General features: G+C 59.3%; 15 protein-coding genes and 7 tRNA genes. 9 read left to right on the top strand and 13 right to left on the bottom strand.

Annotated features, from left to right (window positions below; translation table 11 throughout):
* Positions 1–164: 164 nt before the first annotated feature.
* Both ACTG2G_RS15830 and ACTG2G_RS15825 read right to left on the bottom strand, forming a co-directional pair.
* The gene (locus ACTG2G_RS15830) at positions 165–770 is read right to left on the bottom strand and encodes a TIGR04211 family SH3 domain-containing protein (protein ID WP_005335443.1); all 606 of its coding nucleotides are present in this window, start codon (positions 768–770) and stop codon (positions 165–167) included.
* A 146-nt stretch (positions 771–916) separates the two neighbouring features.
* Positions 917–1,669 carry a potassium channel family protein gene (locus tag ACTG2G_RS15825; protein ID WP_005354446.1) on the bottom strand — a complete coding sequence of 251 codons (753 nt, stop codon included), beginning with the start codon at positions 1,667–1,669 and terminating at the stop codon, positions 917–919.
* A 101-nt stretch (positions 1,670–1,770) separates the two neighbouring features.
* On the opposite strand from ACTG2G_RS15825, the gene ACTG2G_RS15820 reads away from it, so the two are divergent.
* Positions 1,771–3,021, top strand: a complete 1,251-nt coding sequence (locus tag ACTG2G_RS15820; protein WP_005335445.1) for a methyl-accepting chemotaxis protein — start codon at positions 1,771–1,773, stop codon at positions 3,019–3,021.
* A gap of 144 nt (positions 3,022–3,165) precedes the next feature.
* Here the strand turns inward: ACTG2G_RS15820 and gltX are convergent, their stop codons facing one another.
* Positions 3,166–4,581: a glutamate--tRNA ligase gene (gltX, locus tag ACTG2G_RS15815; protein WP_421387899.1), complete on the bottom strand. Its 1,416-nt coding sequence runs from the start codon at positions 4,579–4,581 to the stop codon at positions 3,166–3,168.
* Positions 4,582–4,854: 273 nt separating this feature from the next.
* On the opposite strand from gltX, the gene ACTG2G_RS15810 reads away from it, so the two are divergent.
* The 3 genes from ACTG2G_RS15810 to ACTG2G_RS15800 all read left to right on the top strand — a co-directional run bounded on the left by ACTG2G_RS15810 (position 4,855) and on the right by ACTG2G_RS15800 (position 8,208).
* Positions 4,855–6,957 carry a methyl-accepting chemotaxis protein gene (locus ACTG2G_RS15810; protein ID WP_421387897.1) on the top strand — a complete coding sequence of 701 codons (2,103 nt, stop codon included), beginning with the start codon at positions 4,855–4,857 and terminating at the stop codon, positions 6,955–6,957.
* 99 nt (positions 6,958–7,056) lie between these two features.
* Positions 7,057–7,725, top strand: a complete 669-nt coding sequence (locus tag ACTG2G_RS15805; protein ID WP_047436096.1) for a LysM-like peptidoglycan-binding domain-containing protein — start codon at positions 7,057–7,059, stop codon at positions 7,723–7,725.
* A gap of 273 nt (positions 7,726–7,998) precedes the next feature.
* Positions 7,999–8,208 (top strand): cold-shock protein, encoded by a 210-nt coding sequence (locus tag ACTG2G_RS15800; RefSeq protein ID WP_005338972.1) that lies wholly within the window; start codon positions 7,999–8,001, stop codon positions 8,206–8,208.
* Between the two features lie 238 nt (positions 8,209–8,446).
* On the opposite strand, the gene ACTG2G_RS15795 is transcribed toward ACTG2G_RS15800, so the two are convergent.
* The 8 genes from ACTG2G_RS15795 to orn form a co-directional block, all read right to left on the bottom strand.
* Positions 8,447–8,522 (bottom strand) — tRNA-Gly (locus tag ACTG2G_RS15795).
* 24 nt (positions 8,523–8,546) lie between these two features.
* Positions 8,547–8,622 (bottom strand) — tRNA-Gly (locus ACTG2G_RS15790).
* A gap of 24 nt (positions 8,623–8,646) precedes the next feature.
* Positions 8,647–8,722 (bottom strand) — tRNA-Gly (locus tag ACTG2G_RS15785).
* 24 nt (positions 8,723–8,746) lie between these two features.
* Positions 8,747–8,822 (bottom strand) — tRNA-Gly (locus tag ACTG2G_RS15780).
* A gap of 25 nt (positions 8,823–8,847) precedes the next feature.
* A tRNA-Gly gene (locus tag ACTG2G_RS15775) sits at positions 8,848–8,923 on the bottom strand.
* A 33-nt stretch (positions 8,924–8,956) separates the two neighbouring features.
* Positions 8,957–9,032: transfer RNA gene (locus ACTG2G_RS15770), tRNA-Gly, on the bottom strand.
* 37 nt (positions 9,033–9,069) lie between these two features.
* Positions 9,070–9,145: transfer RNA gene (locus ACTG2G_RS15765), tRNA-Gly, on the bottom strand.
* A gap of 178 nt (positions 9,146–9,323) precedes the next feature.
* Positions 9,324–9,869, bottom strand: a complete 546-nt coding sequence (gene orn, locus ACTG2G_RS15760) for an oligoribonuclease (protein WP_201994615.1) — start codon at positions 9,867–9,869, stop codon at positions 9,324–9,326.
* A gap of 91 nt (positions 9,870–9,960) precedes the next feature.
* Here orn and rsgA point away from each other — a divergent pair, with 91 nt between their 5' ends.
* The 5 genes from rsgA to ACTG2G_RS15735 are packed head-to-tail and all read left to right on the top strand — an operon-like array spanning position 9,961 to position 12,807.
* Positions 9,961–10,995: a small ribosomal subunit biogenesis GTPase RsgA gene (gene rsgA, locus ACTG2G_RS15755; protein WP_421387275.1), complete on the top strand. Its 1,035-nt coding sequence runs from the start codon at positions 9,961–9,963 to the stop codon at positions 10,993–10,995.
* A 28-nt stretch (positions 10,996–11,023) separates the two neighbouring features.
* Entirely contained in the window at positions 11,024–11,896 is an 873-nt protein-coding gene (gene asd / locus ACTG2G_RS15750) for an archaetidylserine decarboxylase (protein ID WP_021231920.1), read from the top strand.
* On the top strand, positions 11,893–12,162 hold the full coding sequence (locus ACTG2G_RS15745; protein ID WP_421387279.1) for a VF530 family DNA-binding protein: 270 nt from the start codon (positions 11,893–11,895) through the stop codon (positions 12,160–12,162). Before asd ends, ACTG2G_RS15745 begins: the two co-directional genes overlap by 4 nt.
* Positions 12,152–12,403: a DUF2960 domain-containing protein gene (locus ACTG2G_RS15740; protein ID WP_005338984.1), complete on the top strand. Its 252-nt coding sequence runs from the start codon at positions 12,152–12,154 to the stop codon at positions 12,401–12,403. Before ACTG2G_RS15745 ends, ACTG2G_RS15740 begins: the two co-directional genes overlap by 11 nt.
* A gap of 2 nt (positions 12,404–12,405) precedes the next feature.
* Complete coding sequence (locus tag ACTG2G_RS15735; RefSeq protein WP_421387281.1) at positions 12,406–12,807, top strand: hypothetical protein; 402 nt, start codon at positions 12,406–12,408, stop codon at positions 12,805–12,807.
* 73 nt (positions 12,808–12,880) lie between these two features.
* On the opposite strand, the gene ACTG2G_RS15730 is transcribed toward ACTG2G_RS15735, so the two are convergent.
* Both ACTG2G_RS15730 and proB read right to left on the bottom strand, forming a co-directional pair.
* Positions 12,881–14,134, bottom strand: a complete 1,254-nt coding sequence (locus ACTG2G_RS15730) for a glutamate-5-semialdehyde dehydrogenase (protein ID WP_421387283.1) — start codon at positions 14,132–14,134, stop codon at positions 12,881–12,883.
* A 34-nt stretch (positions 14,135–14,168) separates the two neighbouring features.
* Complete coding sequence (proB, locus tag ACTG2G_RS15725) at positions 14,169–15,272, bottom strand: glutamate 5-kinase (protein WP_439985608.1); 1,104 nt, start codon at positions 15,270–15,272, stop codon at positions 14,169–14,171.
* Positions 15,273–15,296 lie beyond the last annotated feature (24 nt).

Raw genomic sequence — 15,296 nt, 5'->3', positions numbered from 1 at the left:
TTTTGAAGCCAATACGCCAGCAAGCGTGAGGGTCATCTGACTTCATTTTGTATACGATCTGCCACCACCCTGTCGCAAAGCAGCCACGCATTCCGCCCAATGCGCCCCAAAAAAGAAGGGCCGCCACGGCGACCCTTCTCAGCAATTCATTCAGCCAGATGCTGTCAGTTCATCCAGCGATCGCCACGGCTGCGACGACGGGGCAACATGGGCAGCAGGATGCCAAGCAGGATACCGGCACCCACCATGGCACCACCACGGATAAACCAGTCCATCTGCATGTCGTGCTCCTGGTTGTCGTAGCTCTGGGTCAGGGCATCATTCTGCTCTTTGAGATTGCTCATCTCCTCACCCTGACTGACCAGCTGGGCCTTGAGAGCGGCGATCTCCTTGCTCTGGGCAGCGATCTGGCCATCCTTCTCGGTGAAGCGTTTCTCGTTGTCACCGTTGAGGTTCTGCAGGCGATCTTTAAGCTCATCGCGCTCTTTTTCCACCTGGGGCAGACGCTCGCGCAGGCTGATCTGGCTCTGCAGTTCGCTGTTCTTGATCCACCCCTCGCGGCCACGACCGTCCACCACCTGGGTGAAACCGGCCTCGCTGTTCACCGCCTTTACCTCCAGCGGTTCACCAGCCTTGACGCTGCCAAGGATCCGGTACTGGGTACCCGGGCCATTGTGGATATAGGTAAAGATGTTGTCTGAAACATAACGGGTATCGGCCAGTGCCTGTTGGGCACACAAGCAGATCAAAATCCCGAGAAGGGCGCGCATGGTCGATCGGTTCTCTTTTTCAGGTTTGGACAAGAGGTTGAATGTTAAGCCGCCAGCAGGTTAAAGGACAAGCAAAGAAAAAGCACCTCCCCCGGGATAATACGCGCAGAGTTGCGAGTCACCTCGCAACTTGCCCGTCTGCGGCCTCACTTGTTTTTCAGCTCCTGCACCTCGCTGCGCAGGGCGCGGATCTCCCGCAGCAGCTCCTCTTGCTGGTTGTTGTAGTGATGACGCCACTTGTCGGTCTCGCCATCCCCCTTGTTGGGCTGCAAAAACAGGCTGGCCATGAAACCGCTGATGGCACCGAACAAACCGACCCCGAACAGGATCAGCAGGCTGGCGACAAACCGCCCCTCCTCGGTCTTGGGCACCAGATCGCCGTAACCCACTGTCGAGAGAGTCACCAGCGTCCACCAGAACGCGTCGTAAGGTGTCTCAATCTGGCTGCCGGGCTGGCCTGACTCAATCCAGTACATGACGCCGGAACCCACCCCCAGCAGCAGGAAGAAGAGGAACAAGATGCCGGAGAGGGTGGTCTCGTTGCGCTCGCGACGGAACATGGCCCAGAGATCCGGGTGCTCCTTGAACAGCTGATAGACCCGCCAAAGCTGGATCAACCGCGCCCAGCGCAGTTGCTCCGCCATCGGCAGGCTACCCGGCAGATAGATCCAGTTGGCCTTGAAATAGGCCTTGCGATCAGAGGCCCGGATCCAGCCATAAGCAAAGTGCGCGAGGAAGAAGTAGCAGATCAGACTGTCGAGGTCATAGAAGAGCTGCAGAGTCTGTGGTGTGAGGCTCTCATGGCCCCACCAGCGGGCCGTCACCAGCACAACCGAGATAATCGACAGAAATGCCATCAGCAGATCCATCGCCCGCAGATGAGTTAAGTGATGTCGCATACATTTTCCAACTTTAAGCACAGTGCAAATTAATAAAAGAGAAGATAATGCCGATAGTCCTGAGGGCAAAGGAAAAAACGGCTTTTAAAAGGAGAATGACAATGCAGCTGAACCTGCTGGAGAAAAGAATGAGCAACATCCGGTTGGTACCCAAAGTGGTGCTGCTGATGGTGTTCAGTACCCTCCTGCTACTGACAAAACTCTGGTTTGACGCCAACAATCTGGAAGCGACCCTGCTCAGCGAAGGGCTCGATCCCGCCAAGGCGGATGCGATCTCCAATCGCCTGCTCTGGACCGGCCTGATGGAGACCGCCATCATGGGGCTGCTGTTCGTGATCCTGCTGCTCACCGGCTCCCGCCTGATGGTCAAGCAGGTGCACTATCTGGTGGGCCTGCTGGAGCGCTTCGCCAAGCGGGACCTCAGCCACAAGGTACTGCTCAAGTCTCGTGACGAATTCGGTGACATCGCCAAGGCGGTCTCCCACTCGCAGGAGAATCTCAAAGAGGTGTTTGGCAACCAGCGCGCCGCCTGCAAGGAGCTCAACGACATCGCCTCCCAGGTGACCCTTTGCATGGAAGAGGCCAACGAAGCGATCAACGAAGAGTTCACCCAGATCGAACAGCTGGCCAGCGCCATGAGCCAGATGGTCGGCGCCATTCGCGAAGTGGCCGCCCATGCGGATCAGGCCTCTCACGCCACCGCCGAAACCAGCCAGCTGGCGGAAGAGGGGAGTCGCTGCGTCGCCGACACCGTCAGCACCATAGACACCCTCTCCGGCAACATCCAGCGCTCCGCCACCGTGGTCAACGAGGTGGAGCAGGGGGTCGAGCGCATTGGCTCGGTAGTCGACACCATTCGCGGCATCTCGGAACAGACCAACCTGCTGGCACTGAACGCCGCCATCGAAGCGGCTCGCGCCGGTGAAGCGGGTCGTGGCTTTGCCGTGGTGGCCTCCGAAGTGCGTGAGCTGGCCAACCGGGCTCAGGCCGCCACCGTCGAGATCCAGAAGATGATCGAACAGCTGCAGGGCAATGCCCACCAAGCTGGCGAACTGATGGCCCAAAGCGTACAGCAGGCCGACAAGGGGGTGGAACAGGTGACCCAGGCCGGTACCCAGCTCGCCACCATAGTGCAGCGGGTACAGGGTGTCGCCGACATGAACCGCCACATCGCCGCCGCCTCCGAGCAACAAAGCTCGGTCGCCGAAGAGATGCGCGGCAATCTGGAGCAGGTCAAGCAGATCGCCGAAGGCTCCGTCGTGGTGCTGCGCGAGCTGCAAGAGGCCTCCGAGCTGGTCGAGCAGCACAGCAAGGAGCTCGACAGCCAGATCCAGTCCTTCAAACTCGTCTGACAGCTTTCCTTGGTCGGGCATGACCGCCATTATGCCCCGCCACCGCTCTGGCCATAAAAAAATCCGAAACCTGTGGCTTCGGATTTTTGCTATTCAGCATGTGGCAGAACAGGGTTATCCCATCGCCTGCCACATCGGCAGAGCTTACTCGGCAGCCATGCGGGCTTCGATGTAAGCCAGTGCGCGGTCGATACGAGCGAGAACACGCTCTTTACCTACCAACGCCATTACGGCGTCGATGGCAGGGGATTGGCCCAGACCGGTGACGGCCACGCGCAGCGGCATACCAACCTTGCCCATACCCTGACCCAGTTCGGCGGCTGTCGCTTCAATCAGTTCGTGCAGCGCTTCGGTGGTCCAGCTATCCAGTGCAGCCAGCTTGGTCTTGGCCAGAGCCAGCGGCTCGGCAGCGACGCCACGCAGATGCTTCTTGGCAGCCGCTTCGTCGATCGCCTCAAAATCTTCGAACAGATAGCGGCTCTGGGCGGCCATCTCGACCAGGGTGTTGCAACGCTCGGCCAGCAGAGTGACCACGTCGGCCAGCGCCGGGCCATTGCGGGTGTCGATCTTCTGGTTTTCCATGTGCCAGGCCAGATGCTTGGCCACATAAGCCGGATCCAGGCTGCGCATGTAGTGGTTGTTCAGCCACAGCAGCTTGTCGGTATTGAACGCGGAGGCTGACTTGGAGATAGCATCCAGGCTGAACAGCTTGATCATCTCGTCCAGGCTGAAGATCTCCTGATCGCCGTGGGACCAGCCCAGACGCACCAGATAGTTCAGCAGCGCTTCCGGCAGGTAGCCGTCATCGCGGTACTGCATCACGGAGACTGCACCGTGGCGCTTGGAGAGCTTGGCACCGTCATCACCCAGGATCATGGAGACGTGGGCAAATTCCGGCACCGGCGCGTTCAGCGCCTTGTAGATGTTGATCTGGCGCGGGGTGTTGTTGATGTGGTCTTCACCACGCACCACGTGGGTGATCTCCATATCCCAGTCATCGACCACTACGCAGAAGTTGTAGGTCGGGGCGCCGTCGGTACGGCGGATAATCAGATCGTCCAGCTCGGTGTTGGCGAACTCGATGCGGCCACGGACATGGTCATCGAACACCACGGAACCTTCGGTCGGGTTGCGGAAGCGAATCACGTGCGGCGCATCGGCCGGGTGATCGTGGGCGTGGTCGCGGCACTTTCCGTCATAACGGGGCTTCTCGCCGTTGGCCATCTGGCCTTCACGCAGCGCTTCCAGACGCTCTTTGGAGCAGTAGCACTTGTAGGCGCGGCCATCGGCCAGCATCTCGTCGATCAGACCGTTGTAGCGATCGAAGCGCTTGGTCTGGTAGTAGGGGCCCTCATCCCAGTTCAGCTCCAGCCATTCCATGCCCTCAATGATGGCGTCGATCGCCTCCTGAGTGGAACGTTCCAGGTCGGTATCCTCAATACGCAGCACGAACTCACCGCCCTGGTTCTTTGCAAACAACCAGGAATAGAGTGCGGTACGGGCACCGCCGACATGCAAAAAGCCGGTCGGGCTGGGAGCAAAACGGGTTTTGACTTTCATCTTTAAGCCTTGTGTAGAGGGCCTTGGGCCAATTCGTTAAAAAAACCGTCGCATTTTAGCACCGACAATCACGGATGGGAAAACCATGACGCCATTGCGGGCTAAAGTAGGGGATTAAATCTGTCGCCATTTGCATCTGTAGCCCGATATTTGAAGAGGATCGCAAAACCGAAGCCCCGTTTCCGATTTGCTATGCACAATGCTGGAGAGCTGCCTCCTCCGGTCGATACCCAAATAACGCTCACCACACTTCTCACGAACAAGGAAGAGACGATGCAGTTCCGTTCTATCCAGAATCGCATTCTAGTGATGGCCGGGATCGCCATGACCGCAGCCCTGGTCATCCTGATCCTGCTCAACCAATACTCCGGCAAACAAACCCAACAACTCACCATCAGCTCCAGCCGTGAAGCGCTGCAGCAGGAGGCATGGCAGAAGGTCAGCGCCAATGCCCGCGCCGAGGCGGCCACCATCACCCAACTGCTGCAAAAAGGGCTCTCCTACACCCAGCAGATGGCCAGCGCCCTCGCCCTGCAACAACAGGGCAAACTGCCGCTGGATCGCCAGCAGGCCACCGACCTGCTCAAGGCACAATTGGCGTTGGAGCCCCAGCTCTATGGCGCCTTTGCCGGCTTCGAGCCCAACGGTTTCGACGGTCAGGATGCCAGCTTTGCTGGCCAGAGTGCGCTGGGCAGTGATGACAAGGGGCGCTTTGTCCCCTACTTCTATCGCGACAAGGATCAAATCGGTACCGATCTGCTGCTCTCCATCGAAAAAACCGACCCGGACGAATTCGGCAATCCCGCCAACGACTACTACGCCTGCCCGAAGCGGGAAGGACGCTCTTGCCTCATCGATCCCTTCAAGGTGGATATCAACGGCCAACAGGTGCTGGTGAGCACTATCACCACCCCCATCATGGTGGATGGCCAGTTCCGCGGCATCGCAGCCCTCGATCTGGCGGTGGACTCCATCAGCCGTCAGGCCAAGAGCCTCAACAGCAATATCTATGACGGCAAGGGCGAAACCCTGATCGTCAGCGCCGCCGGTGTCATCACCGGCACCAGCGGTGATGCCAGCCTGCTCGGCAGCAGCGCAAGTAAGGTGCTGGGCAACCAGTGGCAGCAGTACCTGAAACCGGAAGTTCAGCGTCAGGAGCTGGACGAGTCATTCCGTATTTCCGTCCCCATCATGGTGCCGGGAATGAGCCGCAACTGGGCCATCATCGTCACCCTGCCCTACAAGGTGGTACTGGCGGGGGCCGATCAGCTGGAGAGCCAGCTGAGCGACATGAACCAGGCAGCCATGACCCAGCAATTGGTGGGCGCCGTTATCGTACTGGTGCTGGCGCTGGCCACCATGCTGGTGATTGCCCGCAACATCACCGGCCCTATCCGTCAGATGGTCAGCCTGGTGGATGACATCGCAGATGGTGAAGGGGATCTCACCAAGCGCCTCGCAACCCGCTCGGTGGATGAGCTGGGGGATCTCGCCAAGGGGATCAACCGCTTTATCGACAAGCTGCAAGGGCTGCTCGGGGATGTGCTCAAGACTGCCAGCGAGGTGAACCGCTACGCTGGTGACACCGATCGCATTGCCGGTCAGACCGACAACAACCTGCAGCATCATCAGGCCGAGATGGAGCAGATGCTGACCGCGGTACAGGAGATGTCCTACGTCAGTCAGGAGGTCGCCACCCACGCCAACAATACCGCCGACTCGGCCAAACAGGCGCAAGGCGCCGCCGATCAGGGCAAGGAGCGCTTCCAGCAGGTGATCCAGTCGATGCACAAGGTCGCGGCAGAAGCCGGTAAAGGGGCCGAAGTGGTGGAAGGGCTGGCTCACGACAGCGCCCAGATCACCAGCATCCTCACCGTCATTCAGGGGATTGCCGATCAGACCAACCTGCTGGCCCTCAACGCCGCCATCGAGGCAGCGCGGGCCGGTGAGCAGGGGCGCGGTTTCGCGGTGGTCGCCGACGAGGTGCGCAAACTGGCGGGCAATACCCAGCAGGCGGTGCAGAATACCCAGGAGTTGATCGAGAAGATCCGCCTCAGCTCCACCAATGCAGTCAACGCCATCACCCAGAGCCAGCAGCTGACCCATCAGGCGGTGGGCGAGGCGGATCTGGCGGAAGAGGCGCTCGGCAGCATCTACCAGGCCATCTCCACCATCAACGACATGACCTATCAGATCGCCTCCGCCGCCGAAGAGCAGAGCTCTGTCTCAGAAACCGTCTCCGGCAACCTGTCAAAAACCAACGCACTGGCCAACGACATTGCTCAGGATGCGACCGAAACGGCCAAAGCCAGTCAGGCTTTGCGTCAGGCGGCCGACAAATTGCAGCAATTATTGGGTCAATTTCGTCTCAGCTGATAATTTTCCGCCTCAGGACTCTCCCCCTCGGGGGCGAGTCCGTTTACCATAGGCGACGAATTTGCCTGATGGCAGGCAATGTAGTGAGAGGTAAATGCCGTGCCCACCCCGGACCGTCGCCCACGAGGCCATAACAGACGAGCCCAGCAGCGTCGCCAAGACGAATCACAAGGATCCCTGCTCCATCGCATCAATGCCGCGACCCTGTCCCTGCGCCAACGTTTTGGCCAAGGGATGAGCAACCTCGGCCAACGCCGCCAGGATGCCAAAGCAGGCAAATTCAAGCTGTCCAGCCCGCTGCCCCGCAAAAACACCATAGGTCTGCTGATCCTGATCCCGCTCTGGTTGCTGGTGCTGGCTTGGGAGCCGGCACCATCCGCTCCCAAAGCAGCCCCTTCCGGCTCGCTGGAAGTGCCGCTGGCTGTGCCTGCTCAAGCTCTAACTGTCGGCAGTGGCGCGGCAGGCAGTGCCCCCGCGGCAGCCAAGCCGGTCGAAGAGAAGGTCAACGGCACCTGGCTGCAACACGATGTGCAGGCGGGGGAGACCCTCTACTCCATCTGGCGCAAATTCGAGTTGCCGGGTGCCGAGCTGAGCCGCCTGATCGCCATCGAGGGGCCGGATCGTCCCCTGACCCGCCTGCAATCGGGCCGCTCTATCTTCATCCTGGTGGACGACACCCGCCGCATCCAGCGGGTGGAGATCCGCTCCTACGGTCAGGCGGTTTACCGCTACGACCGGCAGGGCGAAGGGTTCGCCCTCAAGGAATAACAACACGGGAGGCGCTGGCCTCCCGTTTTTTTCAGTCAAATATCTTCAAATAAGCTACTGACTTCACAATATTTTTAGCTTGTTCAAAAAACGAAAGGGGTCAAATTGACAAGGATCGGCGCTAACGTACAATCGTTTGTGCTTTAGACAGGGATTGTTCTGCGTGCTACTGGGACAAAGAGACGTGGTCAGTCATGAGCCAACCCCTGCTTGCAAGGCAAATGCAGCCCAGCACGGGCTTAGTTTCATTTTGTTATTGATAGGATTTAGCACATGTCTGACATTCGCACCGGCCAGGTAAAATGGTTCAACGAAACCAAGGGTTTTGGCTTTATTGAACAATCCCAGGGTCCGGACGTATTCGTTCACTTCTCCTCCATCCAGAGCACCGGTTTCAAAACCCTGGCTGAAGGTCAAAAAGTCCAGTTCACTGTGACCCAGGGCAAAAAAGGCCCTCAGGCTGAGAACGTTACTCTGGTCTAAGCCCGCGCCAGTGAATCATGCAGGAGGAGCCAAGGCCCCTCCTCTTTTTTGCCCGCAATTCTCGCCTCCCACCACCTGTCACAGCCGCTTGCCTCGATCAGCCCACGGAGTAAGCCCCCCCCCCCCTGTTTGCAGAAGGCGGCAGAGACACGCTGAGTAAACGCCAGATACGACAAAGCATCGCAGCGCGATATAATGGGCAATTTCTAAGATGAATTGGTGTAATTCGGAGAGAGATTGGAGCGGGAAACGAGACTCGAACTCGCGACCCCGACCTTGGCAAGGTCGTGCTCTACCAACTGAGCTATTCCCGCAACAGAATGTCATTTACAAGTGATTGGAGCGGGAAACGAGACTCGAACTCGCGACCCCGACCTTGGCAAGGTCGTGCTCTACCAACTGAGCTATTCCCGCAACGGAATGTCACTTACAAATGTTTGGAGCGGGAAACGAGACTCGAACTCGCGACCCCGACCTTGGCAAGGTCGTGCTCTACCAACTGAGCTATTCCCGCAACAGAATGTCATCTGCAAGTGATTGGAGCGGGAAACGAGACTCGAACTCGCGACCCCGACCTTGGCAAGGTCGTGCTCTACCAACTGAGCTATTCCCGCATCGGAATATCACTTACAAATTTTTTGGAGCGGGAAACGAGACTCGAACTCGCGACCCCGACCTTGGCAAGGTCGTGCTCTACCAACTGAGCTATTCCCGCAACAATTTGGTTGTCTTGAGGCTGGCTGATGATTGGAGCGGGAAACGAGACTCGAACTCGCGACCCCGACCTTGGCAAGGTCGTGCTCTACCAACTGAGCTATTCCCGCATCGGGCTGGTTTGCACCAGTGTCATCATCAGATTTTTGGAGCGGGAAACGAGACTCGAACTCGCGACCCCGACCTTGGCAAGGTCGTGCTCTACCAACTGAGCTATTCCCGCAACTACCTTAAAACAGGCCGTACAGCATTTGGTTGCTTGCGCTACTGTACGGGAGCCGAATTATAAGAGCAGTCATTCCAATTGCAAGGGCTTTTTTGTCTTGTTGCGCGCGTTCGCTCAAAAGCTGGCCGAACTGTCGATTTTAGCAGCCAGAGTATGACAAACCCTTGCCGGGAAATCAGATCTTGAAGACGTGGCTGCGATAGAACTGCAGCTCGGCGATGGATTCGCGGATGTCGTCCAGCGCCTGATGGGTACCGCTCTTCTTGAACTGATCCAGCAACTCCGGCTGCCAGCGGCGTACCAGCTCCTTGATGGTGCTGACGTCGACGTTGCGGTAGTGGAAGAAGGCTTCCAGCTCGGCCATGTGCTTGACCATGAAGCGGCGATCCTGACCGATGCTGTTGCCGCACAGCGGGCTGGTGCGCTCCGGCACCCACTGGCGAATGAAGTCGAGGGTCTCGGCAACGGCTTTCGCCTCGTCATGCTGGCTCGCCTTGACCCGAGCCACCAGACCGCTCTTGGTATGGGTGTTGACGTTCCAGTCGTCCATCTTGGCCAGCTCTTCATCACTCTGATGAATGGCGATGACCGGCCCTTCGGCCAGTACGTTCAGATCCTTGTCGGTGACTATGGTGGCGATCTCCAGTACCACGTTCTCTTCGGGGTCGAGACCCGTCATCTCCATGTCGATCCATACCAGGTTCTGCGCGCTGACTGTCATGATTGCTCTCTCTATTGGGAGGAATGGCGGAATTTTGCCAATTTGCATGTATCATACTGGCTTTGGATCTGTTCATAAACTGGCGAATCGAGTGGCAAAGAAAGCAAAACTCAATCTGGGTCAACAAAGACGCGTCCAGGCCAACCGCGAACGGCGGCTGCAAAAAGATCACACCACTGTGGTGGATGACACCCTGTTTGGCCCCGCCATCGAAGGGGTGGTGATCAGCCGTTTTGGTCAGCACGCGGACGTGGAAGCGGTCGATGGCACCATCCACCGCAGCAACCTGCGGCGCAGCAGCATCAGCAGTCTGGTGTGCGGCGACAAGGTAGTGTGGCGTCCCGGCCTCAATGCCGCGACAGCGGGCGTCATTGAGGCGGTGCATCCACGCCACTCGGTACTGACCCGGCCGGACTTCTACGACGGTGTCAAACCCATCGCAGCCAACATCGACCAGATCATCATCGTCTCGGCGGTGATGCCCGAGTTCTCCACCAACATCGTCGACCGCTATCTGGTGGCCGCCGAGGATGTGGAGATCAGCCCCCTCATCGTGCTGAACAAGGTCGATATGCTTGATGATTCCGCCCGCATGCGCATCGAAAGCCAGCTCGAAACCTACCGCAAACTCAATTACGAGGTGCTGCTGGTGAGCTGCGAGAGCGGCGAAGGGCTGGATGAACTCAAGGCAGCCCTGACCGACAAGATCAGCATCTTCGTTGGCCAGTCCGGGGTGGGCAAGTCGTCCCTCACCAACGCCCTGATGCCGGGGCTGGATGTATTGACCGGCGAAATCTCCGAAAACTCGGGGCTCGGCCAGCACACCACAACTACGGCGCGGCTCTACCACTTCCCGAGCGGCGGCGATCTCATCGACTCCCCCGGGATCCGCGAGTTCGCCCTCTGGCATCTGGAAGCCGACCGCATCACCTGGTGCTTCGTCGAGTTTCGCGACTATCTGGGTGGCTGCAAGTTCCGCGACTGTACCCACAAGGACGATCCCGGCTGTGCCCTGCGCGCCGCGGTCGACGCGGGCGCTATCAGCGCCGATCGCTTCCACAACTATCACCGCATCCTGGAAACCATGCAGGAAGCCCGTCACGGTCGCCAGCAAGCGCGCCTGTGACCCTAATAAACCTACGTTGATGATGAACATGAGCATTACTGACAACCTGAAAATTGCCGGTCAATACTGTCTGCCCAAGCACGCCCTCTCCCGTCTGATCGGCAAGTTTGCCGCCGCCGAAGCGGGCAACATCACCACCAAGGTGATCGAGGCTTTTATCAAGCAGTACAAGGTCGACATGAGCGAGGCGCTGCACGAGAGCCCGGCCCACTACAAGAGCTTCAACGAGTTCTTCACCCGCGAGCTCAAGCCCGGTATCCGCCCCGTGGTAGAAGATGCCATGACTCTGGCGCTGCCGGTCGATGGCACCGTCAGCCAGCTCGGCCCGATCCAGCAGGGTCGCATCATCCAGGCCAAGGGCCACGACTACAGCGCTCGCGAGCTGCTGGGCGGCTATGAGGATCTGGTTGCGCCGTTCAAGGATGGCGACTTCGCCACCATCTATCTGGCGCCCAAGGATTACCACCGCATCCACATGCCGCTGGACGGCGTGCTGGAGAGCATGGTGTTCGTGCCGGGGGATCTCTTCTCCGTCAACCCGCTCACCGCCGAGAACGTGCCGAACCTGTTTGCCCGCAACGAGCGGGTGGTGGCCACCTTCCGCACCCCGCACGGCCCCATGGCGCTGGTGCTGGTCGGTGCCACTATCGTGGCCAGCATCGAGACCATCTGGGCCGGCAACATTGCGCCGACCAAAGAGAAGAAGGTGGTGCGCTGGGACTACAGCGGCGACGAGGCCATTACCCTGCAGAAAGGCGCCGAAATGGGCCTGTTCAAGCTGGGCAGCACCGTGGTCTGCCTGTTTGGCCCGGGCATGCTGGCCGGTTTTGAACCTCACTTGGCCAACGGGGTCACCACCCGCATGGGTCAGCCCTTTGCCAAGCTGGCGGAGCAGGCATGAGCGAGCAACCGAACGCCTCGCAGAAGAACAACCCGCTGCACGGGCTGACGCTGGAAGCCATCCTCACCGCGCTGGTCGAATACTACGGCTGGGAAGAGCTGGGGCAGCAGATCAATATCCGCTGCTTCACCGATAATCCCAGCATCAAGTCCAGCCTGAAGTTCTTGCGCAAGACCCCCTGGGCTCGGGAGAAGGTCGAAAGCCTCTACCTCTACGTCCAGCGCAAGCAAGCCAAATCGAAGAAGGAAGGGCAAGATGGCCTTTAAGATTACGTATACCTACAAAAAGCAGGCCAAAGAGATCGGCTACGCGAACGACAAGTTCCGCAGCATCTACGACGCCATCGCTGCTGCCGAAGGGCTGGATCTCACCAGTTTTCACGCCATGGAGGCCCAGCTGGCTCAGGTTTGTCGCCGCGACAAGAAAAGCGTGAAGGATTACCAGGAGAACTACTTCAAAGAGCTGGGATTCTCCAACATCGTCATCGAACGGGATCTGCAGGAGTAACCATGCGCACCTTGACCCTGATGGCCGCCTCTCTGCTGCTGGCGGCATGCAGTACACCGGAACAACATCTGGTTAGCAGCGATCGCGACAGCCACGGCTGTATCGGTAGTGCGGGCTATCAGTGGTCAACACTGACTGGCAAATGTGTGCGCCTGTTTGAAGAGGGTATCCGGCTCAATCCAACCGATGCCAGCCAGACCAGCAGCGCCTTCGTGCTGTTCAACGCCGATCAGACGCAGGCCGAACTGCATCTACCAAGTGGCGAGCTGCTTGCGCTGACCCGTCAAGGTGCGGAGGGCAACTGGTCGTGGCAGGGCAGCGGTTACACCCTCTTCCCCTGGAAGGGCTATGTGCTCAAATCCGGTGACAAGGTGCTCTATCAGGGGAGTAACCCGAACGCCTGATATCTTCCCGATATCCGCCAAATAAAATGCCGACCCAAGTGGTCGGCATTTTTGTATGTGAAACAGCCTGTTATCAGGCGCGACTAAGGTAATCAGCCTGCCCCACCCACTTGTAGCTGGTGAGCTCGGTCAGCCCCATGGGGCCGCGAGCGTGCAGCATCTGGGTCGAGACCGCCACCTCGGCCCCCAGCCCAAACTGGCCACCATCGGTGAAACGGGTGGAGGCGTTGACATAGACAGCCGCCGAACCGGCTCCGTTGACGAAACGCTCGGCATTGCCCAGATCGTTGGTCAGGATCGCATCGGAGTGGCCGGCGTTATGTTCGCGCATATGGGCCAGCGCTTCGTTTACATCCGCCACCAACTTGACCCCCAGGGTCAGCCCGAGCCACTCGGTATCGAAATCCTCCGGCCCCGCCTCGCACAGGTTATCGGCACCCGCCAACTGCGTCATGGCGTTGGGCGCGGCCACCAGCGTCACCTTGCGCTCGTTCATCAGCGTCACCAGCTGCGGCAGGAAAGCCGAAGCGACTTTCTCGTGTACCAGCAGAGTATCGAGGGCATTGCAGGCGGAGGGGCGTTGCACCTTGGCGTTGTCGATGACCGCCAGAGAGCGCACCAGATCGGCACTCTCGTCGACGAAAATATGGCTGATACCGAACCCGCCGATGATGACCGGGATGGAGCTGTTCTCCTTGCACATCTTGTGCAGGCCGGCACCGCCACGGGGGATGATCATGTCCACATAGCGGTCGAGACGCAGCAACTCGGCCACCAGCGCCCGATCCGGGTTGTCGATGTACTGCACCGCCGCCTCGGGCAGACCGGAGGCCGCCAAGGCATGCTGGATCACCCGCACCAGCTCCAGATTGGAGTGGAAGGTCTCGCGCCCGCCACGCAATATGCTGGCGTTGCCAGTCTTGAGACAGAGGCTGGCGATATCGATGGTGACGTTGGGGCGCGCCTCGTAGATGACGCCGATAACCCCGATGGGCACCCGACGACGGGAGAGGCGCAGGCCATTCTCCAGCACCCGGCTATCCATTTCGGCGCCGACCGGATCGTCCAGCGTGATCACCTTGCGCACATCTGCCACGATACCGGCCAGCCGGGCCGGATTGAGCAGCAGGCGATCCAGCATGGCTTCTGACAAGCCAGCCTCACGGCCGGCGGCGATATCTTTCGCGTTGGCAGCGAGGATCTGTTCACTGCGCGCCTCCAGCTCATCGGCAATGGCGGCCAGCGCCCGATTCTTCTGCGCCGTGCTGATGGTAGCCAGCTGATAGGCAGCTTCACGGGCCGCCTGCCCCATTTTCTCCAGACTCATCTCATTTCCCTTTGTTCATGCCGTGCCGCCCTGATTAGAGCAGCACCATATCGTCTCGATGGATGGCTACTGAACCATATCCATAGCCCAATACCTGCTCAATCTGATCCGAGTGGACGCCGCGCAGCTTATCCAGCTCCAGATGGTCGTAACGGCAGATGCCGCGGGCCAGCTCGGCGCCCTTAGGATCAAGAATGCGCACCACATCGCCCCGAATAAAGTCGCCCTTGACCGCGACGATCCCCTTGGGCAGCAGGCTGGAGCCTTTCTCCTTCATGGCGGCGACAGCCCCCTGATCCACATGGACTTCGCCGTGAGGGGGCGGGCCTGCCAGGATCCAGCTCTTGCGCCCTTCCAGCGGGGAGGCCTGCGCCGGAAACAGGGTACCGATACGCTCGCCCTTGGCGAGACGGCCGATCACCTCCGGCATCTGGCCGGTCGCAATCACCACGTTGACGCCGGCGCGACGTGCCACATCGGCCGCCTGCAGCTTGGTGGCCATGCCGCCGGTACCGAGGCCGCTGACACTGTCACCTGCCAGCGAGCGCAGGGTATCGTCGATAGTCTGCACCTCTTCGATCAGCTGGGCATCGGGATTGGTACGCGGATCGGCGGTAAACAGCCCCTTCTGGTCGGTGAGCAGGATCAGCAGATCGGCATCGGCCAGGATGGCGGCGCGGGCAGAGAGGTTGTCGTTGTCGCCAACCTTGATCTCGGCGGTCGCCACCGCGTCGTTTTCGTTGATGACCGGAATAATGCGGTGATCGAGCAGGGTGCGCATGGTATCGCGGGCATTGAGATAGCGTTCGCGATCTTCCAGATCGGCGCGAGTCAGCAGCATCTGGCCGATATGCAAGCCATAGAGGTTGAACAGATCCTGCCACACCCGAATGAGCTGGGTCTGACCGACTGCCGCCAGCATCTGCTTGTTGGGCAAGGTTGGCGCCAGTGGCGGGTGGCCCAGATGCTCACGCCCGGCGGCGATAGCCCCCGAGGTAACCACCACGACCCGATGGCCGTGACGGTGCAAGGCCGCACACTGTCTGACCAGCTCGACCATATGGGCACGATTGAGCTGGGAAGACCCCCCTGTGAGCACGCTGGTACCCAACTTGACGACTATGGTTCTGTTTTCCATGGGAGCATAAAGGCTAAAAAAGTA

The sequence above is a fragment of the Aeromonas sp. 55A genome (assembly GCF_051919665.1).
Classification (GTDB): Bacteria; Pseudomonadota; Gammaproteobacteria; order Enterobacterales; family Aeromonadaceae; genus Aeromonas; species Aeromonas veronii.
The sequence above is the reverse complement of the archived record's forward strand: the minus strand, read 5'-3'. Positions and strand labels throughout refer to the sequence as shown.

What these genes read in the sequence shown, in the direction of transcription:
- ACTG2G_RS15830 (WP_005335443.1), bottom strand. Translation starts at nt 770, where the DNA reads ATGCGCGCCCTTCTCGGGATTTTGATCTGCTTGTGTGCCCAACAGGCA.
- ACTG2G_RS15825 (WP_005354446.1), bottom strand. Translation starts at nt 1,669, where the DNA reads ATGCGACATCACTTAACTCATCTGCGGGCGATGGATCTGCTGATGGCA.
- ACTG2G_RS15820 (WP_005335445.1), top strand. Translation starts at nt 1,771, where the DNA reads ATGCAGCTGAACCTGCTGGAGAAAAGAATGAGCAACATCCGGTTGGTA.
- gltX (WP_421387899.1), bottom strand. Translation starts at nt 4,581, where the DNA reads ATGAAAGTCAAAACCCGTTTTGCTCCCAGCCCGACCGGCTTTTTGCAT.
- ACTG2G_RS15810 (WP_421387897.1), top strand. Translation starts at nt 4,855, where the DNA reads ATGCAGTTCCGTTCTATCCAGAATCGCATTCTAGTGATGGCCGGGATC.
- ACTG2G_RS15800 (WP_005338972.1), top strand. Translation starts at nt 7,999, where the DNA reads ATGTCTGACATTCGCACCGGCCAGGTAAAATGGTTCAACGAAACCAAG.
- orn (WP_201994615.1), bottom strand. Translation starts at nt 9,869, where the DNA reads ATGACAGTCAGCGCGCAGAACCTGGTATGGATCGACATGGAGATGACG.
- asd (WP_021231920.1), top strand. Translation starts at nt 11,024, where the DNA reads ATGAGCATTACTGACAACCTGAAAATTGCCGGTCAATACTGTCTGCCC.
- ACTG2G_RS15745 (WP_421387279.1), top strand. Translation starts at nt 11,893, where the DNA reads ATGAGCGAGCAACCGAACGCCTCGCAGAAGAACAACCCGCTGCACGGG.
- ACTG2G_RS15740 (WP_005338984.1), top strand. Translation starts at nt 12,152, where the DNA reads ATGGCCTTTAAGATTACGTATACCTACAAAAAGCAGGCCAAAGAGATC.
- ACTG2G_RS15735 (WP_421387281.1), top strand. Translation starts at nt 12,406, where the DNA reads ATGCGCACCTTGACCCTGATGGCCGCCTCTCTGCTGCTGGCGGCATGC.
- ACTG2G_RS15730 (WP_421387283.1), bottom strand. Translation starts at nt 14,134, where the DNA reads ATGAGTCTGGAGAAAATGGGGCAGGCGGCCCGTGAAGCTGCCTATCAG.
- proB (WP_439985608.1), bottom strand. Translation starts at nt 15,272, where the DNA reads ATGGAAAACAGAACCATAGTCGTCAAGTTGGGTACCAGCGTGCTCACA.